The sequence below is a fragment of the Pseudomonas sp. GW822-FHT07A10 genome (assembly GCF_058798795.1).
In genome coordinates this window covers 79,163-102,280 of sequence record NZ_JBXAKV010000011.1, presented here as the reverse complement: position 1 = coordinate 102,280, position 23,118 = coordinate 79,163, and the positions used below count along the sequence as shown (strand labels likewise).

At 58.4% G+C, this 23,118-nt stretch carries 22 protein-coding genes and 2 pseudogenes; 9 read left to right on the top strand and 15 right to left on the bottom strand.

Annotated elements, in window-relative coordinates; all coding sequences use genetic code 11:
- Positions 1–114: 114 nt before the first annotated feature.
- Complete coding sequence (locus tag AC1RL4_RS19230; protein ID WP_028941344.1) at positions 115–1,641, top strand: MFS transporter; 1,527 nt, start codon at positions 115–117, stop codon at positions 1,639–1,641.
- An 87-nt stretch (positions 1,642–1,728) separates the two neighbouring features.
- Here the strand turns inward: AC1RL4_RS19230 and AC1RL4_RS19225 are convergent, their stop codons facing one another.
- From AC1RL4_RS19225 to AC1RL4_RS19180, 10 genes are all read right to left on the bottom strand, one after another.
- A complete protein-coding gene (locus AC1RL4_RS19225; RefSeq protein WP_018925635.1) occupies positions 1,729–2,469 on the bottom strand; it encodes a Mut7-C RNAse domain-containing protein in 741 nt (246 codons plus the stop codon).
- A gap of 125 nt (positions 2,470–2,594) precedes the next feature.
- Positions 2,595–3,359 carry an ABC transporter ATP-binding protein gene (locus AC1RL4_RS19220; protein WP_019580188.1) on the bottom strand — a complete coding sequence of 255 codons (765 nt, stop codon included), beginning with the start codon at positions 3,357–3,359 and terminating at the stop codon, positions 2,595–2,597.
- Positions 3,360–3,375: 16 nt separating this feature from the next.
- The gene (locus AC1RL4_RS19215; RefSeq protein ID WP_019580189.1) at positions 3,376–4,086 is read right to left on the bottom strand and encodes an ABC transporter permease; all 711 of its coding nucleotides are present in this window, start codon (positions 4,084–4,086) and stop codon (positions 3,376–3,378) included.
- Positions 4,083–4,811, bottom strand: coding sequence for an ABC transporter permease (locus AC1RL4_RS19210; RefSeq protein ID WP_019580190.1), 729 nt, complete (start codon positions 4,809–4,811; stop codon positions 4,083–4,085). Before AC1RL4_RS19210 ends, AC1RL4_RS19215 begins: the two co-directional genes overlap by 4 nt.
- Positions 4,812–4,866: 55 nt before the next feature.
- Entirely contained in the window at positions 4,867–5,649 is a 783-nt protein-coding gene (locus AC1RL4_RS19205) for a transporter substrate-binding domain-containing protein (protein ID WP_096479959.1), read from the bottom strand.
- Between the two features lie 291 nt (positions 5,650–5,940).
- Positions 5,941–6,708 carry a phosphonate ABC transporter, permease protein PhnE gene (gene phnE / locus AC1RL4_RS19200; protein WP_230175060.1) on the bottom strand — a complete coding sequence of 256 codons (768 nt, stop codon included), beginning with the start codon at positions 6,706–6,708 and terminating at the stop codon, positions 5,941–5,943.
- On the bottom strand, positions 6,705–7,532 hold the full coding sequence (phnE, locus tag AC1RL4_RS19195; RefSeq protein WP_230175058.1) for a phosphonate ABC transporter, permease protein PhnE: 828 nt from the start codon (positions 7,530–7,532) through the stop codon (positions 6,705–6,707). The genes phnE (AC1RL4_RS19200) and phnE (AC1RL4_RS19195) overlap by 4 nt, the downstream gene beginning before the upstream one ends.
- Positions 7,526–8,323 (bottom strand): phosphonate ABC transporter ATP-binding protein, encoded by a 798-nt coding sequence (locus AC1RL4_RS19190; RefSeq protein WP_028941348.1) that lies wholly within the window; start codon positions 8,321–8,323, stop codon positions 7,526–7,528. The genes phnE (AC1RL4_RS19195) and AC1RL4_RS19190 overlap by 7 nt, the downstream gene beginning before the upstream one ends.
- A complete protein-coding gene (locus tag AC1RL4_RS19185) occupies positions 8,320–9,171 on the bottom strand; it encodes a putative selenate ABC transporter substrate-binding protein (protein WP_019580195.1) in 852 nt (283 codons plus the stop codon). Before AC1RL4_RS19185 ends, AC1RL4_RS19190 begins: the two co-directional genes overlap by 4 nt.
- A 265-nt stretch (positions 9,172–9,436) precedes the next feature.
- A complete protein-coding gene (locus AC1RL4_RS19180; RefSeq protein ID WP_019580196.1) occupies positions 9,437–10,378 on the bottom strand; it encodes a LysR family transcriptional regulator in 942 nt (313 codons plus the stop codon).
- Between the two features lie 131 nt (positions 10,379–10,509).
- Between AC1RL4_RS19180 and AC1RL4_RS19175 the strand changes: the two genes are divergently transcribed.
- Complete coding sequence (locus AC1RL4_RS19175) at positions 10,510–10,785, top strand: DUF2798 domain-containing protein (RefSeq protein ID WP_018925645.1); 276 nt, start codon at positions 10,510–10,512, stop codon at positions 10,783–10,785.
- A 151-nt stretch (positions 10,786–10,936) separates the two neighbouring features.
- Here AC1RL4_RS19175 and AC1RL4_RS19170 read toward each other — a convergent pair.
- Positions 10,937–11,311 (bottom strand): annotated as a pseudogene (locus AC1RL4_RS19170) (NADPH-dependent F420 reductase); the annotation flags it as partial.
- Between AC1RL4_RS19170 and AC1RL4_RS19165 the strand changes: the two are divergent.
- Positions 11,309–11,801: pseudogene (locus AC1RL4_RS19165) on the top strand (LysR substrate-binding domain-containing protein); the annotation flags it as partial. The pseudogenes AC1RL4_RS19170 and AC1RL4_RS19165 sit on opposite strands and share 3 nt — an antisense overlap.
- A 262-nt stretch (positions 11,802–12,063) precedes the next feature.
- Here the strand turns inward: AC1RL4_RS19165 and AC1RL4_RS19160 are convergent.
- Positions 12,064–12,876, bottom strand: coding sequence for a DeoR/GlpR family DNA-binding transcription regulator (locus AC1RL4_RS19160; protein WP_230175050.1), 813 nt, complete (start codon positions 12,874–12,876; stop codon positions 12,064–12,066).
- Between the two features lie 222 nt (positions 12,877–13,098).
- Here AC1RL4_RS19160 and AC1RL4_RS19155 point away from each other — a divergent pair, with 222 nt between their 5' ends.
- The 3 genes from AC1RL4_RS19155 (at position 13,099) to AC1RL4_RS19145 (ending at position 16,357) form a co-directional block, all read left to right on the top strand.
- A complete protein-coding gene (locus AC1RL4_RS19155) occupies positions 13,099–14,379 on the top strand; it encodes a haloacid dehalogenase-like hydrolase (protein ID WP_018925648.1) in 1,281 nt (426 codons plus the stop codon).
- Positions 14,380–14,750: 371 nt separating this feature from the next.
- Entirely contained in the window at positions 14,751–15,416 is a 666-nt protein-coding gene (locus AC1RL4_RS19150; RefSeq protein WP_230175048.1) for a hypothetical protein, read from the top strand.
- A 92-nt stretch (positions 15,417–15,508) separates the two neighbouring features.
- Complete coding sequence (locus AC1RL4_RS19145; RefSeq protein WP_230175046.1) at positions 15,509–16,357, top strand: hypothetical protein; 849 nt, start codon at positions 15,509–15,511, stop codon at positions 16,355–16,357.
- Positions 16,358–16,504: 147 nt separating this feature from the next.
- Here AC1RL4_RS19145 and AC1RL4_RS19140 read toward each other — a convergent pair whose 3' ends face one another.
- The gene (locus tag AC1RL4_RS19140) at positions 16,505–17,167 is read right to left on the bottom strand and encodes an NADPH-dependent F420 reductase (RefSeq protein ID WP_019580204.1); all 663 of its coding nucleotides are present in this window, start codon (positions 17,165–17,167) and stop codon (positions 16,505–16,507) included.
- Positions 17,168–17,266: 99 nt separating this feature from the next.
- Between AC1RL4_RS19140 and AC1RL4_RS19135 the strand changes: the two genes are divergently transcribed.
- Positions 17,267–18,163: a LysR family transcriptional regulator gene (locus AC1RL4_RS19135; RefSeq protein WP_172901176.1), complete on the top strand. Its 897-nt coding sequence runs from the start codon at positions 17,267–17,269 to the stop codon at positions 18,161–18,163.
- A gap of 133 nt (positions 18,164–18,296) precedes the next feature.
- Here AC1RL4_RS19135 and AC1RL4_RS19130 read toward each other — a convergent pair whose 3' ends face one another.
- Positions 18,297–19,538 (bottom strand): OprD family porin, encoded by a 1,242-nt coding sequence (locus AC1RL4_RS19130; protein WP_230175044.1) that lies wholly within the window; start codon positions 19,536–19,538, stop codon positions 18,297–18,299.
- 121 nt (positions 19,539–19,659) lie between these two features.
- Positions 19,660–20,955 (bottom strand): MFS transporter, encoded by a 1,296-nt coding sequence (locus tag AC1RL4_RS19125; RefSeq protein WP_230175042.1) that lies wholly within the window; start codon positions 20,953–20,955, stop codon positions 19,660–19,662.
- Positions 20,956–21,240: 285 nt separating this feature from the next.
- Here AC1RL4_RS19125 and AC1RL4_RS19120 point away from each other — a divergent pair, with 285 nt between their 5' ends.
- Positions 21,241–22,188: a LysR family transcriptional regulator gene (locus AC1RL4_RS19120; RefSeq protein WP_018930034.1), complete on the top strand. Its 948-nt coding sequence runs from the start codon at positions 21,241–21,243 to the stop codon at positions 22,186–22,188.
- A 91-nt stretch (positions 22,189–22,279) separates the two neighbouring features.
- Positions 22,280–23,083 carry a putative hydro-lyase gene (locus AC1RL4_RS19115; protein WP_026286717.1) on the top strand — a complete coding sequence of 268 codons (804 nt, stop codon included), beginning with the start codon at positions 22,280–22,282 and terminating at the stop codon, positions 23,081–23,083.
- Positions 23,084–23,118: the final 35 nt, after the last annotated feature.

The following is a 23,118-nucleotide window of genomic DNA, read 5'->3' as shown; positions in this document are numbered from 1 at the left end:
GGCCGCTCACTTGGACTTGTGCCCGGTGACGCTGGCGAGGCTATCGCGTCTCTACCCCTGACTGCGTGCAGAGCGGTCTTGCCAGTGCCCATCAACTTGATCTGGAAGATCACGATGCAGTTCTCTCCGTCGCAGAAGGATATTTTCACCATCGCCGCCGTGTGTTTGGCGTCGCTGATGTTCGGCCTGGAAATCTCGAGCGTGCCGGCAATCCTGCCCACTCTTGAATCGGTTCTGCACAGCGATTTTAAAGATATGCAGTGGATCATGAATGCCTACACCATCGCCTGCACCACGGTGCTGATGGCCACCGGCACACTGGCGGATCGGTATGGACGCAAGCGAGTGTTTGTCATCAGCCTGGTGCTTTTCGGCATGACCTCACTGGGCTGTGGATGGGCGCAAAGCGCCAATGTGTTGGTTGCAAACCGATTCCTGCAAGGTATGTCCGGTGGTGCCATGCTGATCTGTCAGGTGGCCGTGCTGTCTCACCGATTTCAGACGGGAGCTGCGCGCGGGAAAGCGTTCAGTGCCTGGGGAATCGTGTTCGGTATCGGTTTGGGGTTTGGCCCGATAATCGGCGCCGTTATCGTGGCGTTGTCGAGTTGGGAATGGGTGTTTCTGGTGCATGCGCCCATTGCCGTGCTCGCGCTGGTGCTGGTGATCGCCGGTGTCGATGAGTCACGTGATCCGCAGCGTCGCAGGCTGGATGTGTTGGGCATTATTTCGTTGTCGCTGGCAGTGTTAGGCCTTTCCTGGTTCATCACTCAGGGCGCGGGGGAGGGTTTTTCCAGTGGTTCGGCCATCACCAGCCTGGTTGTGGCAATGCTCAGCTTCATCGTCTTTGTCGTTGCGCAGCGACGCTATGTCGATCCCATGTTCGACTTCTCGGTATTGCGCATCCGTCGCTTCTCGGGTGCCTTGCTAGGGTCGGCAGGTATGAACTTCAGCTTCTGGCCGTTCATGATTTACCTGCCGCTGTACTTTCAAAATAGCCTGGGCTACGCCAGTGTCGGCACCGGTCTGGCACTGCTGGCCTATACGCTGCCGACGCTGGTTGTTCCCCCGTTAGGTGAACGGCTGGCGCTGCGCTATCGACCTGACGTGGTGATTCCCGCAGGTTTGTTCACCATAGGTTTGGGGTTCCTGCTGATGAAATGGGGCAGTAGTGTCGCGCACGCCAGCTGGCTGACGATGCTTCCAGGCTGCCTGATCGCCGGAGTCGGACTGGGGCTGACCAATACGCCTGTGACCAATACCACCACCGGATCGGTGCCCAGTGAACGTGCCGGCATGGCATCGGGCATCGATATCAGCGCTCGCATGATCAGCCTTGCAATTAATATCGCGCTGATGGGATTCATCTTGGTGGAAGGTATCCTGTCTTCCCTGCGCAACCAGTTGTCTGGCTCGCCCGATGATGGGCAACTGAGATGGCTGGCGGAGAATATTTCGGCCGGCAACTCTGCCGTGTTGGTGCCGACTGGCCAAGGGATCACGATTCCGGTCGATGTCGCCAACGCAGCTTTGGCGCATGGGTTTGGCTGGGTGATGCTGTATGGCGGTATTGCTGCATGGGTGCTGGTGGTGGCAAGTTACCTGGTCTTTCGTTCGAGCAAAGCCGTTCATTCTCAGCGCTGACTGTCATTCGAAGGACTGCTTCTGGCCGTATCTATCTGATGCAAAAGCCAGTTGTCCCTGACCACGCAGCCGAGCCGATGGGCTCGGCTATCGGTCCAGCAGAGGTGCCAACAGTGCACACATACCGCGCCAGTGCGAACCCTCCCAGTAAATCCGTTGGCAGGCGTCGCAGCGCAGGAAGTGCGAATAGAGGACGCCAACGCGTGGCGGCACCTGCGGCCGGGCCAGTTCCGGGCTGATCTCGTGCAGCGGCAGGTTGCAATGAAGGCACAGGCTGAAGGGGCGCGCGCTACGCGCCAGGTCGAGGCGCTCGTACAATTCGCGCAGCTGCAGCGACGGTTTCAGGGCGTGCACGTAACAGCCGTGGCTGATGATCCGCCGCTTGAGCAGTTCGCGGTCGCGGGTTAGCACGATGCGTCCTTGCTGCGCGGCGATTTCGGCGATCTCGGCATCGTCGAAGCCATTGTCGTAGAGGGTGTCGAAGCCGCTCATGCGCAGCAGGCTGGCCAGCCCGCCAAGGTGCGCATCAGCCACGAAGCGCAGCACCCGTAAAGGTTGCGTACGAACCTTGAGCAACGGGCTGATGTCCAGCGCTTCGAACTTGGGATACACCGCCAACCGGTCACCGTCGAAGATCACCCGCTCAAAGCCCACCGACTCGCCATTGAGCAGCACCATCTCGACCTCGGTGTGCGGTATCCCGAGCGCCTCGATCATGTGCTTGACCGTCGCCCCTCGCGCGCACTCGCAAGTGAAGGACTGCCGCCGCCGTTCGGCCGGCAGGAAATCGTTGAGCTCCTCGTAGAAGCGGAAAGTTGCACGGGTCATGCTGAACAGTATGGCAGGGCTGCAGGAAGAATGAGTTCAGCTGCTCAGTAGAGGGCAGGAGGGATGGACTATCCGGTTGAGCCAGCGCCTTCGAGCAACTCTGCGGTCGCTCGAAGGCGCTCCGGTTACTTCAGGTTGCCGCTGAGGAATTGCTGCAGGCGCTCGCTTTTGGGGTTGCCCAATACGTCCTCGGGCGCACCTTGCTCTTCGACCCGCCCCTGGTGCAGGAACAGCACCTGGTTCGACACTTTGCGCGCAAAGCTCATTTCGTGGGTCACCATGATCATGGTGCGGCCTTCTTCGGCCAGCCCCTGGATCACCTTGAGCACTTCGCCCACCAATTCCGGGTCCAGGGCCGACGTCGGCTCGTCGAACAGCATGATCTCCGGTTCCATGCTCAGGGCACGGGCAATGGCGACCCGTTGCTGCTGACCACCCGAGAGAAACGCCGGGTATTGATCAGCAACCCGTGCCGGCAAACCGACCTTGTCCAGGTAGCGCCGGGCGCGATCCTCTGCGTCCTTCTTGCTGACACCCAGCACCCGGCGTGGAGCCATGGTGATGTTTTCCAGCACGGTCATGTGGCTCCACAGGTTGAAATGCTGGAACACCATCGCCAGGCGAGTGCGGATGCGTTGCAGCTCATTGGCGTCGGCCACGCGCATGCCGTGGCGGTCATGGACCATTCGAATTGGCTGGTTGTCCAGGCTCATGGCGCCGTCGTTGGGCGTTTCCAGGAAGTTGATGCAACGTAGAAAGGTGCTCTTGCCCGAACCACTGGCGCCGATCAGGCTGATCACATCGCCGGTCTTGGCATTCAGCGAAACGCCCTTGAGGACTTCATGGTTGCCGTAACTTTTGTGCAGGTTTTCAACGGTCAATTTGTACATGAACAAGCATCCTGAATTAGTGAGCCGGGCCGAGGAAAGACAACCAACGGCGTTCAGCCAGGCGGAACAGGCCGACCAGGGAGAATGTGACTGCCAGGTAGATCAACGCGGCGAGGCCGAACGACTGGAAGGTCAGGAAGGTCGCCGAGTTGGCGTCCCGCGCGACTTTCAGAATGTCCGGGATGGTCGCGGTGAAGGCCACGGTGGTCGAGTGCAGCATCAGAATCACTTCGTTGCTGTAGTAAGGCAGCGAGCGACGCAGGGCGGACGGCATGATCACGTAGGCATAGAGCTTCCAGCCGGTCAGCCCGTAGGCTTTGGCCGCTTCGACTTCACCGTGGTTCATGCTGCGAATCGCCCCGGCGAAGATCTCCGTGGTGTAGGCGCAGGTGTTCAGGGCGAAGGCGAGGATGGTGCAGTTCATCGCATCGCGAAAGAACGCATCCAGTACTGGCTGAGCACGCACCGCGGCCAGGCTGTAAATGCCGGTGTAGCAAATCAGCAGCTGGATATACAGCGGCGTACCGCGAAACAGGTAGGTGTAGAACTGCACCGGCCAGCGCACCCAGACATTGCTCGAGACCCGGGCAATCGACAACGGGATCGACATCACGAAGCCGAAGAGGATCGAGGCACTGAGCAGCCAGAGGGTCATGGCCAGCCCGGTGATGTGATTGCCGTCCTGGAACAGGAAAGGTTTCCAGTATTCCTGCAGTAGCTCGATCATCGCACGGCCTCCCGGGTGCCTGCGGCGTAGAAGATTTCCATCCGGCGCAAGACGTAGTTCGAAACGGTGGTGATCACCAGATAGATCAAGGCGGCCAGAATCAGGAAGAAGAACAGCTGATAGGTGCTCTTGCCCGCGTCCTGGGCCACCTTGACCAGATCGGCCAAGCCAATGATCGACACCAGCGCGGTGGCCTTGAGGATCACCATCCAGTTATTACCGATGCCCGGCAGGGCAAAACGCATCATTTGCGGGAACACCACCAGGCGAAAGCGCTGGGCGCGGGTCAGGCCGTAGGCGGTAGCCGCTTCCATCTGACCTCGCGGTACGGCGAGGATGGCGCCACGGAAGGTTTCGGTGAAATAAGCCCCGTAGATGAAGCCCAGGGTAATGACCCCGGCGCTGAACGGGTTGATCTCGATGTATTCCCATTCCATGAAGTCGGTGAACGAGGACAGCCAGGTTTGCAGGCTGTAGAAGATCAACAGCATCAGCACCAGGTCCGGCACCCCGCGAATCAGCGTGGTGTAGGCCTGCGCAGGGACGCGCAGCAGTGCCGATTTCGAAAGCTTGGCGCTGGCGCCGATCAGGCCCAGGCCAACGCTCACCAGCAAGCACAGAAAGGATAATTTGACCGTCATCCAGGAGCCTTGCAGCAATAGCGGGCCGAAACCCTGAAGGCTAAAGTTTGACAGCCCAAGAATCTGCAATAAGTTTTCTAGCATTGAGCAGCCCTACCTCAATCAAAAAAGTGCCCATCCGGAAATGGGCGCAGGGTCATTATTTGTCGCTGTAGAGATTCAGATCGCCAAAGTGCTTCTGCTGGACAGCCGCATAGGTGCCATTGTCGTGCAGTGCCTTGATACCTTTGTTCAGCAAGGCCTGAAGCTCGACGTTGCCTTTGGTGAGACCCACGGCGGTCTTGGCTGGAAGGAGGGGATTTTCGACCGGCTCGCTGACTTGGAAGTCGGCGCCTGGTGGCGACTTCAGGAAGCCCAGTTCGGCTTGCAGCATGTCCTGGATCGAGGCATCGAGGCGTCCGGAGATCAAGTCAGCGTACACCTGGTCCTGGTTGGCGTAGGCCTGGGTCTCTACCCCGGCCTTGTCCAGCACGGCCTTGGCGTAGGCTTCCTGGATGGAGCCTTGCTCGTAGCCGATTTTCTTGCCCTTGAGGGAGTCCGGATCGGTGCCGATGGCCGCGCCTTTCTTGAATACCAGCGCGGTCGGGCCAGAGAACAGCTCGTTCGAGAAATCGATGACTTTCTCACGCGCCGGCGTGACGGTCATGGAAGAGATCACGCCATCGAACTTGTTGGCCTTGAGGCCGGGAATCATGCCGTCGAAGTCGCTTTCAACCCACTTGCACTTGACCTTCAGCTCCGCGCAGATCGCGTTGCCCAGGTCGATGTCGAAGCCCACCAGGCCGCCGTCGGCGGCCTTGGATTCGAACGGCGCATAAGAGGGGTCGACGCCAAATCGCAACTCCTTGTACTCCTTGGCCAGCGCAGAACCGGCAGCCACACACAAAGCCAATGCAGAAAGAGTGAGAAATGCTTTTTTCATTATTTTATTCCCAGGGACCATCGAAAGCGCTTGTGCCGCAAGAGCGCGTGTACTGCGCTGCGAAATGTCTTATGCACACGCAAGTACTTGTACAGACAAGCATATGCAATCACCCGGCCAATTCGCCGATTGGGCGTTTGAGAAAACGCGTACAGCGCTCTGGGATGGGCTTGGCAGGCAGGTGAACGCTTGGGGGGAGGCAACCTGCGGGGCTGTTACCTAAGCAGGTTTTTACACCCGGCTGGGGTATGCGGTAACAAAGTGTGGGTTAAGGGTGCCGACTTTCCTGGCTCAAGCCTTGACCCAACGCTGACGGCTCCAGCTACTCAATGTATCGACGGCCAAGACCAATAACAGCATCGCCAGAATAACCGTGCTGGCTTGAGCTTCCTGGAACAGGCTGAGGCTGACATAGAGCATTTGCCCCAAACCACCGGCGCCGACGAAGCCGAGCACACTGGCCATGCGGATGTTGTTTTCCCAGCGGTACAGGATGTAAGCCAGTAGCTGTGGCAACAGGTTGGGCAGGGTGCCGTAACAGAACGCCCATACGGCATTGCCGCCCTGCAGACGGATCGCGTCGGCCGGTTCTGGCGGGGTGTTTTCCAGTGCTTCGGCGAACAACCGGCCGAGCACGCCGGTGGTGTGCAGGGCCAAGGCCAGGGTGCCGGCGTTGGGGCCGAGCCCGGCGGCCAGGACCATCAGCGCGGCCCATACCAGTTCCGGCACCGCGCGCAAGGCGTTGAGCACCAGGCGTGACGCGCTCTGCAAAGGCCAGCCGTAGCGCCCGGCTGCGGGCAATGCCAGTAACAGGCCGAACACCGCCGCGAGCAGGGTGCCAAGGGCCGACATGGCCAGGGTTTCCAGGGCGCCGTGGCCGATGGCTTGTAGATGGCTCGAGCTCAGGTCCGGGCTGAGAAAACGCTGGGCATAAGCGCCCATCTGCTTCAGGTTGCCGGCGCCGCCGAGCTCGCCGAGGTCGATGCCCAGGTAGTTGAACGAGGCGATGACCGCTGCGCCGATGCACAGAAGCAGTGCCAGGTTGAACAGGCGATTCATGTCAGCCTCCAGCGCAGCAGGCGGCTGAGTTGATCGGCGAGCAGCACCAGGACGAGGAACGTCAATAACAGACTGGCCACTTCACCGCCGGCGAACATGCGCAACGACAAATCCATTTGCTGGCCCAGGCCGCCGGCACCGACGAAGCCCATCACCACCGAGGCGCGGATTGCGCATTCCCAGCGGTACACCGTGTACGACAGCAGTTCCGCAGCGACATTGGGCAGGATTCCGTAGCAAAAGGCTGCGAGCCGACCACTGCCGGACTGTAGTAGCGCGTGTACCGGGCGCTGGTCGACCGACTCGAAAATTTCCGCGTAGACCTTGCCCAACATGCCGCTGTAAGTGATGGCAATGGCCAGTACCCCGGCCGTCGGGCCGAGGCCGACGGCGCGCACGAACAGCAGGGCCCAGACAATTTCCGGCACGCTGCGCAGGAAGATCAGTAAACCGCGTATGGGCCAACGCAGCAGTTGGCCCCAATAGCTCGGGTGGCCAGCGCGGGAGGCAGCAGACAGCGACAGAGCACGACTGGCGAGCAGGCCGGCGGGAACGGCCAACAGCAACGCCAGGGCCATGCCGGCCGTGGCGATGGCCAGGGTCTGCAGGGTGGCTTGCAACAACAGCTGGATGAACTCGTCGCCATGGGCCGGTGGCCAGAAGGCGGATACAAACCGGCCCATCTCGCTCTGACTGTCACTCGCCACCAGCACACGGAGGTCCAACTCGCTGAAGCGGATGCCGGGCCACAGCAAGACAAGAGCCAGCAGGGTGAGCAGCAGACGGGGCAGGGCGGCCGGATCGCGGGTGTCAGACGTCAGCATCGGGGGATCTGCACACTCAAGGGCGCCGGAGGAATCGGCGAGGATTGCAACTGCTCATTGGCGTAGAGCTTGTCGAGCAGCTCGCGATCGACGGCGCTGGCCGCAAGGTCGAACAGGATCTGTCCATCACGCAAGCCGATGATGCGCGAAAAGTGCGCCAGGGCGAGGTCCACCGCGTGCAGGCTGGCGACCAGGGTGACGTTCTGCTCCCGGGCATGGCGGCACAGCACCGAAAGCGTGTGCTGGGCCAACACCGGGTCCATCGCCGATACCGGCTCATCTGCCAGCAACACCTCGGGCGCTTGATACAACACGCGGGCAATGCCCACGCGCTGTAGCTGTCCACCGGACAGTTGCTGGCAATGCGCGAACAACTTGTCACTCAGGTCCAGCCTGGCCAATGCCGCGCGTGCGCCCGGAACATCCAGCGGATGCAGCAGGTTCAGCAGGCTCTTGCCCAGACCCCACTGACCCAGCTTGCCGGCCAGAACCGCGGTGACCACGCGTTGGCGCGGGGGCAGGGGAGGCGCCTGATGGATAAGGCCGATGCGCGCGCGCAGCCGCTGACGCTGACGGGCAGAAAGCTGCCAGACGCGCTCGCCGAGCACCTGCAGCTCGCCGTTGCCCGGCCGCAGGGCGGTGGCCAGCAGGTTGAGCAGACTCGACTTACCCGCGCCGGACGGGCCGATAATCGCGACCTGTTCGCGTGCACCGATGTGCAGATCCACGCCACGCAGCGCCTGGACACCGTTGGCGTGGGTAAGGCTGACCTGGGTCAGATGCAACGTCATTTGAGCAGTTCGGCGGCGCGTGCGGCTTCCTCGATGCCCTTGTAGTTCTCAGGCTTGGTTTCGATAAAGCGGCTGGCGGCCTGCAGGTCCAGAATCTCCTTGTCTTTCGGGTTCGCCGGATCGAGCGCCAGGAACGCAGCCTTTATCTTGGCTGCCAGCGCCGGATCGAGGGTTCCGCGCACCGTCCAGTTGTAGTCGAAGTACGCTGGGGTGGTCGAAAACACTTTGACTTTGGTGGTATCGACCTTGCCGGCAGCGACCAGTTTTTCCCACACGCTGGCGTTGAGCACCCCGGCGTCGACCTTGCCAGCCTGGACCCAGGCAACGGTGGCGTCATGGGCACCGGAGTAGCCCACGCGGCTAAAGTACGTTTCCGGCTTGATGCCTTCCTTGAGCATGAAGTAGCGCGGCATGAGACTGCCGGAAGTCGAGGACACCGAGCCGAAGGCAAAGGTCTTGCCCTTGAGATCGGCGAGGGACTTGACGGCTGGGTCGGCGGTGATGAATTTGCTGGTGAATTGGGCGTCCTGTTCACGCTGCACCAACGGAATGGCATTGCCGGTTTTCAGGCGTGCCTGCACGAACGTGAAGCCGCCCAGCCAGGCCAGGTCGATGCGATCGGTAGCCAGCGCCTCGACCACCGCCGGATAGTCGCTGACAGGCACGAACTCAACCTTCATGCCCAATTGTTGTTCCAGATAGGCGCCAAGCGGCTTGAACTTGCGCAGCAGTTCGGTCGGCGCTTCATCGGGAATCGCGCTGACTTTCAGGGTCTCGGCGGCTTGCGCCAGCAGGGTGCAAAAAGACAAGGACAAGCCGACGGCCAGTGCCAGGGTACGCTTGAGCATGGAACATCTCCGGTGCATTTACGAAAGAATGTCGAGGCGCCTGGCACAAGGTGATTGCTGCGTGGCGCTTTGTGAGGGTAGCCGAAATGGAGCGAAATTGACTGCTTTTGGGCTACTGCTGTTTATTGAGAAGGGCGGCATACGACCCGAAGCTGCCCGTTGAATCAGACTGCAATCGGCCGCAGTCACCGGCAAGCAGCAGTTCGTAACTGTTATCCGATGCAAAGTTTGGCCATTGAATTTATAAAGGCGGCAAAGCACCGTATCAGGACGCCGTAAAGGTATTTTCCATCGGCCAGCGCATTTCCAGATGTTCAGTCAAATAATGCATAAAAGCTTTGACCTTGGGTGTGATGGCGGCTCGTTCCTGGACACATACATAAATATCGAGCGGTTCAGCGTAGGCATAAGTTGAAGCGTGGCGATGTTCAAACAGAGGAACGAGTTGGCCACTTTCGATAAAGGGCGCCGCCACGAACTCCGCCAAACGGGTTATTCCCGCGCCACGGACGGCCATTTGGGCTAGAGCGTCAACATCGTCGCTGATTGCGGTCGCATTGAGAGTAGCGTCGTAACGTTGCCCATCCCGGATAAAACCCCAACGTAGAAAGCGTCCGTCTAGCGGGTAGCGAAACGGTAGACAGGCATGGTGCTGGAGGTCTTCAGGATCGCGTGGCCAGCCGGCTCGTTCCAAATAGATGGGTGACGCGCAGATGATAAAAGGGACTGAAACGATCTTGCGAGCGACGATCCCCTCTTCCAGTTGTGGTTTTATCCGCAGGCTCAGATCAATGCCTTCTTGAATATGATTAATTTTGCGATCTGTGGTTGAGAGTTCAAGTATCAGGCGTGGGTAACGTGCAGCGAAGCCGGCGATTAGTGGCGCCAACACATGCCGCCCGAAAGCGGAGGTAGAAGCGATGCACAGTCGCCCTTGGAGTTGAGTCTGCGCGCTGGTGATCGCGCTTTGCGCCGATTCGAGATCACGCGCTATACGTTTCACTTTTTCGTAGTACACCATGCCGCTTTCGGTTAACGCCATGCTACGCGTGGTGCGCTGGAGAAGGCGCGTACCCAGGTGGGTTTCCAAGCGATTTAGGGTCTGGCTAATGGCTGCCGCACTGACGCCCAGGGTTTTGGCCGCGCCCACGATGGAGCCCGCTTCAACCACCTTGATAAAGCTAGCAATCGCCCCTAACAGGTTCATCTTTATTCCAGCGAGAAGAGTCATTCATAAGATTTTGTTTATAAAGCAACCACTGCTAGCCGTCTAGTTGCTAATTTTTGATCTTGCTATGGTGTTCATCACCTACCAATCGAAGATCAAAAAGGTCTGATATGAATCCAAAAACATCCTCTAAAGCTCTATTTTTCAACCAACGTAAGCTCTCGGTTCGCGCTACGCCTTATGTTTTCGCACTGTATATGGCCACCATCATGGCGCTCTTGATGTCATTCGTGATCACTGCGGCAAATTCCGGTATTGAGAATGATTACCTAAGTAATGCGCTGCACGCCTATAAATTGGCCATGCCAGTGGCATTCCTGTGCATACTCGTCGTTCGCCCCATTGTGCTCAAACTGGTGTCTTTGACTGTACACCCACATCGTTAAGGGCGACCGCTTGCGGCCTAATTGATGGGGCGTTGTGGACAACCCTATTGGGTCGACTGTTGCCGGCCGTCACAGGTCGGAGTCGACCTAAAGCTGACACTGTCCGCAGTCAGCTCCAAGCCTTCTCTCGATCCAGCAGGTTGTGGGCTATTCAGCGGCGCCACGATCCCTCGGGCAATTCGACCTGCCGATGCGCCGCAGCCAAGGCAACCTTCAGCCCCTCTTTATCCAGCGGTATGCAGTAGGCGGGTTTAGCCCGTTCGAATCGCCAGCTTTCATCAAGACTGCCCGCATCTACCGCGTCGAATCCAATCTCGTCCAGTAACTTGATCACCAGCGCTTTCGCCGCCGGATCATCCGCCGCGATCGGCAGTGCGCGTCGGTCGGGCGCTGCTTTCGGGCGCGCGTCCTGCACCAGGTCCTGGGCGAGGATTGCATTGAACACCTTGACCACGCTGGAGTGGGGCAGATGCTCGGCGAGCAAGCGGCTGGTGGTGGTTTCGAATCGGTCGAGAGCGGCAATGTAGAGGAGGGTTATGAAGTGACTTTCAGAATTGGCCCGCTGACCGCGTCCAGTTTGACCGCCAGGCCGTTGGCACCTTATCGGTTGGTAGCCTGTGCGGCACCGAGCTACCTGACCGACCGCGGAGTGCCGCAAATACCGGATGATCTGAAGAACCATGAGTGTCTGGGGTATGCCTATTGGTCCCGGCCGGCCGACCGCGAATGGGTATTCTGCAAAGGCTCCGCAGTTGAACGGGTACAAGTCGTCAGTCGATTGCAGGTCAACGAGAGCAAAGTACTGCTGTCGGCAGCGCTGGACGGGTTCGGGATTATCCTTGGTCCCGAAGACTTTCTTGAGCCCGCGTTGCGCAGCGGTGAGTTGGTTCGACTGTTAGCTGATTTACGAAGCACCAAGCCGACAAATGCATTTGCTCTACACGGCCAATCGTCAGAGAACAGCCAAACTCCGACGATTTATCGAGGCTGCGCTCGTCCGCTTTGGTGCTCCTTGAGCAGGCTTTTGAGTTGTCTCAGCCGCATTGAATTGTGATTGATCGCGGTCGCAGGCCACTGCTTCATTGACTGGCTGTTGTTGGGCCGATTGTTGCCTGTCGCCAAGGGCAGTAAACGACCCATTGCAAGCGATCGCAGCCAATGCAGTTACGGTCAGTTTGCCCGCGCCGAGAGTCGCGTCGTGCAAGATCTACCCGGTTGCGCCGCACTAGAGTAGAGCATCACGCTGCGTCAATGCCTGTTGCAACCGCCGAGCCACTGCTACGCCAGGACAATACGTTTGAGCTTGGCGTTCAGTGCGGCGAACGCCGCTTCGGTACTGGCCTTGTGGTTAGTGATAAGCACGTCGATGCGTTCTGGCGGGCAGAAAGCGACGCGGCTCTCCACGCCGATCTTGCTGTAGTCGGCGAGGATGACCACGCCTTCGGCATTGTCGGCCATGGCGCGCGCCACTTCGGCTTCGCGGTGGTCGTAGTTGCTGGCACCGCGCTGGGCGTCGATGCCGACGGGCGATAACAGCGCGAGGTCGGCCCGATAGCGGCCAATTTCCGCCACCGTGGTGCCGCCAACCGTAGCGGGAGCACGGTCGCCGAGCGAACCGCCCAGTACGATCACCTCGTTGTACTGGCCGCCTGGCACAGCGGGATTACGCAATTGCAACGCCACGTTGAACGAGTTGGTGATCACGGTCAGCCCTCCCAGCTTGGCCAGCTCTTCGGCGAGGATGACGGTGGTGGTGCCCGCGTCGATAAACACAGTCTGTCCGTGCGACAGCAGACTGACCGCTGCGCGCGCGAGGTCACGTTTGAATTTGACGTTGATGTTCGCCCGCTCGGCGATGGGCGCTTCGTCTTCAACGCGGATGGCGCCGCCGTGTATCCGCTTCAACTCCCCCTGTTCTTCCAGAGCGACCAGGTCGCGTCGCACCGTCTCGCGTGAAACGTTCAGCTCCGTGACGATGCGGTCGGTGGTGACGCGCTGCAAAGTCGATAGTAGTGCGCGGATCCGCTGGTAACGCTCTTCTTGCCACATACCGGGTGTCCCTGCTGTTCGAGTCGCTGTCCGAGCACGCATTGTGGAGAGGCGTCAGTCGCTGTCAAGTTTGGCGCGGCCTTGTGATCATTGGGTTGGCGCAGCCTGCGCGTCATGTTTGTGTGATATTGAGGCATTATTGTTTTTTTGTGTATTTGGAGCTAGCCTCGTGGCCGGACGGTTTCTTCCCCTCGTCCGCATTTCGAAACACGCTTTCGCCATCGCCTCGGTTGTAACCTCTCATTTAGAAGTAGGAGCTATGCCATGCAGCGTCGCCAGTTTCTGAACACCCTCGCCACCGTTTCCGTTGTCAGTCCGCTGTTGTTGTCATCCCGCATAACGCAAGCCGCCACGCCCCCGGCCACACCAAGTGCGCTGGACCCGGCGCGCTGGTCGCCGCTCAACCAAAAGCGTCTGCAGGCGGTGATCGATGAGCACGGCGTCAAGAGCGCGTCCTACCGCCCTGACCAGCGCCCGTACGCGGTGTTCGACTGGGACAACACCTGCATCATGAACGACTGTGAAGAAGCGCTGCTGGTCTACCAGATCAATCATCTGCAGTACAAGCTGACGCCCGATGAGTTCGCTGAGGTGGTGCGTCAGGACGTGCCGAACGGCGCGTTCATGAAGGACTACACCACGGTGGACGGCAAGCCGGTCAAGATGGAAGACATCGCCAGCGACGTAGAAGCGGATTACCGCTGGTTGCACGCCAACTACAAGGGGCTCGCCGGCGACAAGAGCCTGGAAGAGATTCAGGCCAGCGAGCAGTACAAGGATTTTCTCGCCAAGCTCTACTTTATGTACGACGCGATCTGCGACAGTTACCCGGTGGAGATCGGCTATAAGTGGATTCTGTATTTCTACAAGAACATGACCACGGCTGAGTTGCAGGCGATGGCCGAGGCTTCCAACAACTACGCCATCGGCGACGCACTGCGCAAGGTCAAGTACGAGAGCTCACGCACGTTGCCGGGCAAGGCCGGGGTGGTGGCGGATACGCACTTTCATGGCATCCGCATCCATGAGGAAATCCGCGGCCTGATGCACACGCTGCGCGCCAACGGCATCGACGTCTATGTCAGCACCGCCTCGATCGACGATGTGGTACGCGTGTTCGCGGGCAATCCTCATTACGGATACGACGTTCCGCCTGAGAACGTGATCGGCCTGCGCATGGCGATGGAAGGCGGCAAATACACCACTCGCTATCAGCCGGACTGGCACTTCAACTACGGGCCGGGCAAGACCGTCGGCATCAAGAACGTGCTGGTTAAACAGAAGGGCTATGGCCCGGTGTTGGTGGCTGGCGACAGCGATGGCGATGCCTGGATGCTGCGCGACTTCAACGATACGGCGGTGGGGGTGATCGTCAACCGCATGAAGAAGGGCGAGATCGGCGCCGACAGCCAGCAGGCCGCTACCCAGTTGGGCACCCCGAACGCCCGCTTCATCCTGCAGGGGCGCAACGAGCACACTGGCCTGATGATTCCAGACGAGAAATCGCTCAAGTACGGTAAAGACGAGCTTAAGCTGCTGGCTTGATGGCACTGGCTCGCGGGTGGCCGGCGGCCATCCGCGACCCGCAGTGCAACTCGCCTTGTACCTGCGGGAATGATGATTCTGCGTCGGAAAGTCGTTACCGCTACCGGCCCGAGTGAGTCAGTCGTATCGAGTCAAAATTGTGAGTGACCCTGGAATTACGAGGCGTGCCCCACAGACCGCTTTTGGCCGATTTCTGCCTGTGGTGAAGGGCTGCAACCGACCCAATATAGCGGCCTGTGGGGTGCCGTCGCATGATAATCCTAATGTGGCTATGATGCGGGGGCTGCTCTAGTGGTGGCAATCGGCCTTGTCGCTTGGTTGCTGATAGAGGCTTCAGCACTTGCATGTCTCAAGCACCAAAGGAGCAGTTGATGCCTCTCAGTACCCTTCAAGTGAAAAAATTGGGCGTTGCAGTAAATGCCTATTCATTCCCTACAGCGCATTATGACTTCTCAACTCAAACCCCCGTCGTTGGGCTTTCCATTACTCAGTTGGAAATCCGTATCCGGCAACAGCTACTCAGCTCCTCTCTGGGCGACGTCAAAGACGGCCTGTCTAATGTCCTTTACTGGGGATTTGCGCAAATGGGAGGACTTGCCCTTGTTCGTGTAGAGCGCTTCCGATCTGCGGTTACAAGCCAGCAGCTTAAGCAGGCGTCGGCGTTGTTCATGAATTACCAACGCCCACCGCTTTACGAAATCGCTCACCTGGGGCTACCTCAGTTTTCTAAGGTTTCGTTTGTGAGCAAGATCCGCATGTACTTGGATCCGGTCAAATCCGCAACACTGGACAGGCAGATTATGAAAATGCATCAAATCCACAACGATACTATATTAGCCGCGTTTAAAGAGGATGCGACCAGTATTCCCACCAGTATGGGGAACTCGATTGCCTATGAGGGGTGGTGCGATCATCTCGCTCATATCGCTCAAGCCTACTTGCCCACCGCACGCGTAGTAGACATCGAGCGCGGACTTTTTCAAATGATTCAAGCAGGCAACGCGAGCGAGGCCGCAAGCATTTTGAAAAATGCCTGAATCACAATTCTCGTTGTCCCCGAAAGGTGCAGAGTCGATGTTCGACCGCTGCCGCGTGCGGGGTACCCACCTACCTAGAGTATCGAATCCTCATGGATGACAGCTACGAAATTGGCCACAGATTGATTGTCGTGGTCCCGGATAAAACCGCTGAAGCAATGCGCGAAGCCCAGATGGCACCAGCAGCTTCTGAAGAGAGTTTCGCAACAAAAATCGCCAAATCCGTGTTTTCCTTGTATACGGAACCTTTTGCTATCTCTCTCGGCAAACAAGCTGTAGAGCTCATAAAAACAATTATGGAGGCGCTTGATAAAGGAGCTGATCTCACCACTCTCAGCTATTCCGAAACCAAGAAATTGAAACTCATGTTCCCGCCAGGTCATCCTCGAGAAAATGTTGTTTACGCCCAGCACCCTGCGAATCCTTTGGTGTACTACACCGCGAGCTCGTTTCATCGTCAGGCGTTCGAGCATAAATTTGCGGAGGTAATAACGCTTCTATCGAGTCTCGGCGCTAATGAAATCAAGGTTGAACATGTCAGTGGCTGGGACCAGGACTTTTCAGCAGGCCTCGGCATTACAACTCCGACTCAGGATTCTGCTTCTGTAGGTGTCGGCAAAAAGGGCGTAGAGAACTCTGCAGTTCTTTTTGATGCAAAACTGACAGGACATGACGCCCCGTCAATTCCGGAGAATCTGACTTGGTATCCTCATGAAGCCCTTTGGCAAGCTGTTGCTACCGCTCGCGTAAACAATGGGCTAAAAAACTTCAACCTCTCACTCTCCTATTCGGATGATTACGGATTGAATGCTAGTTTCAAGGCCACCATAAAGGGGACAGGGTTAGATTTGGGGGGCAAATTTGAAGAGCACCAATCTACCGTTTGGAAAATAATCGGTACTTTTGGCCCAACGAGCTTGCAACGAAGCGCAGACGTCTGACTCGCTGCCGAGCTTCAGTAGGCACTTCAACGTCCGCTTCTGGCCGAATGCTGCCTGTTGCGTCGATCGGTTGAATCCACAACCCAAAGCTGACACTGTCCGCAGTCAGCTCCAAGCCTTCTCTCGATCCAGCAGGTTGTGGGCTATTCAGCGGCGCCACGATCCCTCGGGCAATTCGACCTGCCGATGCGCCGCAGCCAAGGCAACCTTCAGCCCCTCTTTATCCAGCGGTATGCAGTAGGCGGGTTTAGCCCGTTCGAATCGCCAGCTTTCATCAAGACTGCCCGCATCTACCGCGTCGAATCCAATCTCGTCCAGTAACTTGATCACCAGCGCCTTCGCCGCCGGATCATCCGCCGCGATCGGCAGTGCGCGTCGGTCGGGCGCTGCTTTCGGGCGCGCGTCCTGCACCAGGTCCTGGGCGAGGATTGCATTGAACACCTTGACCACGCTGGAGTGGGGCAGATGCTCGGCGAGCAAGCGGCTGGTGGTGGTTTCGAATCGGTCGAGAGCGGCAATGTGACCGTCACGTTCCGGGTAGTAGTTATTGGCATCCAGCACGGTTTTACCCTCTAGCCACCTGGCTGGCACGCTTCGGTAATGCTCAAGAGGAATTGCCACGAGTACAACTTCGCCAAATTGTGCTGCGTCCTCGATAGTGCCGACCTGACTGCCAGGAATGCCACTGCGCACGCTGCTCATGGTCTGTGGCCCACGTGAGTTGCTGAGCATCGCCTCGTGTCCCGCGGCGATGACCAATTGCGCCACTGCACGTCCGATGAAGCCTGCCCCAATAATGCCGATACGCATGTCCTTGCTCCGCTGCTAAAAAGAAGAAACCATGATGATTGCCAACCAATGGCAGATAAATAATCATCGGCTACTTAGTCTCGTTACCAGGAGTGTTGAATGATGGATCGTCTAACGAGCATGGGAGCGTTTGTGATGGCGGCGGAATCCGGCTCCTATGCCAGTGCTGCCGAGCGATTGGGCCTGTCGGCGCAGATGGTGGCCAAGCATGTTGCCGCGCTTGAGCAGCGGCTAGGTGCGCGGCTACTGAACCGTACCACCCGACGCCAGAGCCTGACTGAGTTGGGCAGTGCTTACTACGAACGCTGTAAGCACATTTTGAGCGAAGCTCAGGCTGCCGACTCCCTTGCGCAGATCATGAACGACACCCCGCGCGGCAAACTGAAAATCAGCGCTCCCGTCACGTTCGGTTCCTATAGCCTCATGCCTTTTGTGACGGAGTTTTTGCGTCAACATCCGGAAGTCGAAATCGATCTGCATTTGACCGATCGCTTCGTCGATCTGGTGGAGGAGGGTTATGAAGTGACTTTCAGAATTGGCCCGTTGACCGCGTCCAGTTTGACCGCCAGGCCGTTGGCGCCTTATCGGTTGGTAGCCTGTGCGGCACCGAGCTACCTGACCGACCGCGGAGTGCCACAAATACCGGATGATCTGAAGAACCATGAGTGTCTGGGGTATGCCTATTGGTCCCGGCCGGCCGACCGCGAATGGGTATTCTGCAAAGGCTCCGCAGTTGAACGGGTACAAGTCGTCAGTCGATTGCAGGTCAACGAGAGCAAAGCACTGCTGTCGGCAGCGCTGGACGGGTTCGGGATTGTCCTTGGTCCCGAAGACTTTCTTGAGCCCGCGTTGCGCAGCGGTGAGTTGGTTCGACTGTTAGCTGATTACGAAGCACCGAGCCGACAAATGCATTTGCTCTACACGGCCAATCGTCAGAGAACAGCCAAACTCCGACGATTTATCGAGGCTGCGCTCGTCCGCTTTGGTGCTCCTTGAGCAGGCTTTTGAGTTGTCTCAGCCGCATTGGCTTGTGATTGATCTCGGCCTTGTGTATTCCGCGGTAGCAAGGGTTCATAGGCATGACCTGAAGCTAGCCGGCAAAAGAAGCTGCGCCTTAACTGACTGGCATTTACCAAAGCGCCAGGGTGTAGCTGAGGATCAAGCGGTTCTCATCCAGATCATTACCGAAGTTCGAACGCACCGACGCGTTGCGCCATTTGAGGCCCAGCCCTTTCAGCGTACCGTCCTGCACCACGTAAGCGATATCGGTGTTGCGCTCCCATTCCTTGCCTTCACCTGGCGCTGCGCGTTGCACATTGTCGCCAGAGATGTAGCGGGTCATAAAGCTCAGCCCCGGCACACCGAGTGCGGCAAAGTTGTAGTCGTAGCGTGCTTGCCAGGAATGCTCGTCGATGTTGGCGAAGTCGCCGATCTGCACGAAGTTGACCAGGAATGGATCGCTGCGCCCAATATACGGAAACGGATCGTTGCCGCTCATGCGTTGGTAGCCGAAGCCCAGAGCATGGCCACCAAGGCTGTAGGTAAACAGTGCACCAAAGGCCTTGTTGTCGAGCTCACGGAAGCTGCCGTCTTCGGTACTGCGCGCATAGCGCACGTCGCTCTTGAGCGACTGGCCCTTGCCCAGGTCCAGCAAGTGCACCAGCCCGAGGTAGTTCTGCTGGTAGATATTCTCCAGCGTGCCATAGCGGTACTGCGCAGTCAGGTTTGGCATGAACTGATAGTCAGCCCCGGCAAACTGGAACTTGTCGCTTTGCCCGCCGATGCGGTTGGCGGTCATGTTCTGATAATTGGTGGAGTCAACGACATTGATCTGTGTGAGTTGACCGGCTGTGAGCTTCAAACGGTCGATTTCCTGCACATTGACCATGCCGCCCTTGAAGGTTGACGGCAACAAACGAGTGTCATTGGAGTTCACTACCGGGTCCTTGATTTGCAAAGTCCCAAGCTTCAGGGTGCTGTTGGACAAGCGCACTTTGGCGGTCATGCCCAATTTGCTGTAGCTATTCTGGGAGCCACCGGACAAATCCGCCGGCAACAGATTGGTGCCCGCCGTCCCCCCACCGGAGTCCAGTTTGAAACCGGCCATGCCCAAGGCATCCAGGCCAAAGCCCAGAGTGCCGGCGGTGTAACCGGACTCCATCCGCAACAGGAAACCCTGCGCCCATTCCTCTGCCTTGTCCCGCGAACCTGCCTGGCGGAAATCGCGATTGAAATAGAAGTTGCGCGCTTCGAGACTGCCTTTACTGTCGGCAATGAAATCCGCCTGGGCAGCCGGTGCACAGAACAGGCTCAAGCCGAGCAATGTGCCAACCGGGACGTACACGCGCTGGGTGGAAATGAAATCGTTCATGCCATGCTCCTTTTGCAGGCGCGAGCGAACCCTCTCGGGGGGCGTTGCCGCTCGCGACCGATGTTGTCGATAAGAAGTGGATCAGCGACGTCTGAGCAGTCTTGCTCAGACGTGTCGGGGCTCAGGACTCGAGTTGTCGACCGCGGGTTTCCGGCAGACTCAGCGCCGCCAGAATCACCACGCCATAAGCACCTGCTGCGAAGATTCCGATACCCGTACCAATTGGCAGCTTGTCGCTCAGCGCACCGATGAGCAACGGGAACAGCGCGGCGATGGAGCGTCCGGCGTTGTAGCAGAAGCCCTGGCCCGAACCACGCATGCGAGTCGGAAACAACTCAGTGAGAAAAGCCCCCATGCCGGCGAAGATGCCCGAGGCGAAAAAGCCCAGCGGGAACCCGAGCCAGAGCATCAAGCTGTTATCGATGGGCAACTGGGTGTAGGCCAGGACTATCGCCATGGAGCCGACAGCGAACAGGATGAAGTTCTTCTTGCGACCGATGGCATCGGTCAGCAGTGCACTGGTCACATAACCAATGTACGAACCGACGATAACCATCGCCAGATATCCCCCGGTGCCGAGCACGCTCAGGCCCCGTTCGGTTTTCAGGTAGGTCGGCAACCAGGTGGTGATCGCGTAGTAGCCGCCCAGCGCGCCGGTGGTCAGCAACGACGCACGCAAGGTGGTGCTGAGCATCCGTGGTGCGAAGATTTCGAAGAACGCCCACGGCGAATCCTGCTCGGGTTTGGCCTTGCGCTCACGCCGGGTGTGCTCAAAGGTGTCCGATTCCTTGACCAGCCGGCGAATCACCAGCACAAACAACGCCGGCACCAACCCGATCATGAACAGTGCCCGCCAGGCTTCTTCCGGCGGTAGAAAGCTGAACAACCCGGCATAGAGCAACGCCGTCAGCCCCCAACCCAGAGCCCACCCGGCCTGCACCATGCCTACCGCTTTGCCCCTATCCTGTGAGCGAATCACTTCGCCGATCAGCACCGCGCCCGCCGTCCATTCACCACCGAAGCCAAAGCCCATCAACGTCCGGGCCACCAGCAATTGCTCGTAGTTCTGCGCCAGCCCACACAAAAAGGTGAAGAACGCGAACCACAGGACCGTCAGTTGCAGGGTTCGTACCCGGCCGATGCGGTCGGACAAAATCCCGGCAACCCACCCGCCTGCCGCCGAGGCCAGCAGCGTACAGGTGCCGATCATTCCGGCATCCCCCTTGGAGATGCCCCAGGTGGCGATCAGCGTAGGAATAACGAAACTCAGCATCTGAGTGTCCATGCCGTCCAGGGCATAGCCGATTTTGCAGCTCCAGAATGTGCGTTTTTCATTTTTTGACAGAGGGCCGTACCAACTGAACGGGCCGGCGCGGCCCGTGCCTGAAGGCACGCTGTCAATTATGGTCTTTTCCATAGGGGTTCCTGCGGCAGCAAGCGAAGATGACGGACACGCCTCGTTATTTTTTTGTGAAGGCGGTGTCGTGGGGAGGCAGACGCAGTGGCTGCGTCATGGCGTGGATTCTTCGCGCCGAGGCAGAATGGCGTCAAACGGGAAAAAAGCGAGGTTGCACATAAGAAAATTTGATACCTGCGCGACGGCTTCTGGAGTAACAATTGCCGGGTGCCGAACATGTTTCCCTGTGGGAGAGCAGTGTCCGCACTCGCACATACAAAAGCTGCGAAAGCCACGAGAGTCGCCATGAACCTCAAATTTCTCGAAACCTTCGTCTGGGTTGCCCGACTGCAAAGCTTCAGCCTGACCGCGGAGAAAATGTTCAGCACTCAGGCCGCTATCTCCAGCCGGATTGCCTCGCTGGAAGAGGAGTTGGGCCTGCGCTTGTTCGTGCGTGATTCGCGTGGGGTGTCGCTAACACCCGAAGGTGTGAAAGTGCTCGACTATGCCGAGCAGATGCTTGAGGTTCAGCGAGCGTTGAAGCACTCGCTGGACAACACCAGCCAGCAGCAGGGCCTGGTGCGTATCGGCGTGATGGATACGGTGATCCACACCTGGCTCAGCCCGTTCATGTCGACCTTGATGCAGACTTTCCCCACCGTGGAAATCGAGATCAACGCCGACGCCGCGCGCAACCTGTGCGACCAGTTGCAAAAGGGCTATCTGGACATCGTTTTCCAGACTGACCTGATCCGCCACGAAAGCGTACGTAATCTCGAACTGGCGCACTATCCCATGCACTGGATCGCCGCCAGCAACTCGATCTATGCCCGACCCTTTGCCTCCCTTGCCGAGTTGGCCAGTGAGCGCATCATCACCTTCGTTAAAAACTCACGACCTCATCAGGATGTACTCAACCTTCTGCACGCCCATGGCATCAGTACGCCGCGAGTCAGTTGCGTCAACTCTGTTTCGGCCATGACCCGGTTGATTCGAGACGGCTTCGGTATTGGCGCATTACCGGCCGCATTAGTGGCTAAGCCCTTGGCCAGTGGCGAGCTGATTCAGCTGGAACCGGGCACAAGCTTGCCGCAATTGGATGTCGTGGCTTCGTGGCGCGCCGGGGTCGGCCTGGAATTGATCGAGAGCATCGTAAACATGAGCCGCCAAGTGGTTTGCCAATACGCTGAAGATGTCGGCCCGCTTCGAATGGTTCCAACGCCCGGTCTCAACAGTCGACAGCCCCTTGAATAACTATTAGTTGTTCGGGGGTAACAACATTCCTAGTTGGACGGCGTCGTCATGGTTTTCTAAAAAGAGTCATCGAACCCGAAGAGATGCCGTGATGAATCAGTCAGTCCTGTCCTTTGAGCAATTGCAGCAGCGTTCCCCTCTGGCCCTTCGCCAAAGCATCGCCGCCGGGCAATATCGGGACCACACCAGCGGTCTGGCCCAAGGTCGGGTGCAAGCCAATATCGTGATTCTGCCCAATGATTGGGCTAACGAATTTCTCCGGTATTGCACACTCAATCGACAGGCGTGTCCGGTGCTCGACGTTACCGAGCCGGGTGATCCGCATTTTCGTAATCTCGGGACGGCCATTGATATCCGCCATGACGTGCCCCGATACAGGGTCTATCGCCATGGCGAGTTGAGCGAAGAACCGTCGGATATCGAGCATTTGTGGCAGGACGACATGGTTGCCTTTGCCCTCGGCTGCTCGTTCTCTTTTGAACAACCCCTGCTTGAGGCTGGTATCCGCCTCAGGCACATAGATCTGGGGCGCAATGTCGCAATGTTCCGGACCAACATCGACACACGCTCCACCGCTCGCCTGTCTGGCAAAATGGTGGTGAGCATGCGCCCGATGAAAGCCGCCGCGGCGATCCAGGCGATTCAGATCACCGCACGCATGCCCAATGTCCATGGGGCGCCCGTACACATCGGTGATCCGGCGCTGATCGGCATTCATTCGCTAAGCAGCCCGGACTACGGCGATGCCGTACCGATCGAGGCCGACGAAATCCCGGTGTTCTGGGCCTGCGGCGTGACCCCGCAATCGGTGGTGCAAGCTTCACGTCCGCCGCTGTGCATCACCCATGCGCCCGGTTGCATGCTGGTGACGGATTTATGGAATAGTGCTTTGTAAAGGCGTACGGGCTCATGTGTCATAGTCATGTGAGC